The sequence below is a fragment of the Bacillus sp. MUM 13 genome, assembly GCF_001866725.1.
GTDB lineage: Bacteria > Bacillota > Bacilli > Bacillales > DSM-1321 > Peribacillus.
In genome coordinates this window covers 1-1,120 of sequence record NZ_MLYQ01000171.1, presented here as the reverse complement: position 1 = coordinate 1,120, position 1,120 = coordinate 1, and the positions used below count along the sequence as shown (strand labels likewise).

Here is a 1,120-nt window from a genome sequence, read left to right as displayed (position 1 = left end):
CCGTCTTCAAATAAAACATATCCTTCAGTGAAATGATAGTGGCCGCCTTCCTCTGATTGTATAGGAGGGGACGTAATATCAAGGCACTGGTGAACATGTCCGTCACTCATTGAAGTATAATCCACCGAACCGTGATTATGGTGTGGAACAAAACCTGATACAAAGTCATCTTTACTAATATTTTTCATGGGAAAATGCCTCTCTTTCAATCGGTTTTATAAAATATATGAATGTTTGCCTGATTTATCCCCTTTTGATTGGCGGTGAAATCCCGCCGCTGTTTAGAAGAATTGATGCGGCAAACTTTAACGGCTATTTGCCTTGACATGGAAAGCGTTTCACAATTTATAATCATGGAAATTCCCGGCTGGCGTTAGCTTGTCATTTTAAGTGCGTGACAGCCGGGTTTTTATCCCCGCTTTTCCTGATCTCCTCTTTTTTTAAAAACTTTAAGTTAAAATTCCCATCTCTTTCGCTATTGCTGGCTTTCTTTGATAAAATCAGGGTAAAGACTATTGTTCCTGTATGAACGGGCAGCAGAATCAGGTACTGCCTGTATACATGATTTGACCAAACGGATGAGATCAGCTCTGAAGCGTATATTTGCGAAGATATAGAGCACATGTTATAAATAATGAAAAATGCATAAAAAACGCCTTTTTTGATAGAAGTGCGTATAACTGGAAATGGAGAAGATCATGTCATTACAATCCAAGTATTTAGCAGGAATTTCGCTTGCAGTAATGGGTGCGGGCTTTATTGCGACAATCCCCGCAGAAGGCTCGCTGATCGGGCGAATTGCCCAAAGCGGTTTTGAAGCCGGCCTCGTAGGGGGACTTGCCGACTGGTTTGCAGTAACAGCTTTATTCAGGAGGCCATTTGGACTGCCAATCCCTCATACAGCATTACTGCCAAAAAACAGAAAAACAATTATCAGTAAGCTGATCAGCCTGATTGAAAATGATTGGCTTACAAAGGAAAGCATCATTAATAAGCTTTCAGGCATCAGCTTAACTGTAAAAGCAATCGGCCTTACAGAAAAGCAGCTTTATACAAGCGCAGTGAAAAAGGCTCTTCAGTCATTCCTGATAATGGCGGTTAAAAAAATACGCCCAGAGAA

The 1,120-nt window shown here is 41.0% G+C and carries 1 protein-coding gene and 1 pseudogene; one reads left to right on the top strand and one right to left on the bottom strand.

What is annotated here, in order from left to right; translation table 11 throughout:
* A pseudogene (locus tag BIV59_RS22520) lies at nt 1–188 on the bottom strand (YmaF family protein); the annotation flags it as partial.
* A gap of 510 nt (nt 189–698) precedes the next feature.
* On the opposite strand from BIV59_RS22520, the gene BIV59_RS22510 reads away from it, so the two are divergent.
* Nucleotides 699–1,120 (top strand): DUF445 family protein (locus BIV59_RS22510; protein ID WP_139194449.1); only part of this gene is annotated, 422 nt, incomplete at its 3' end.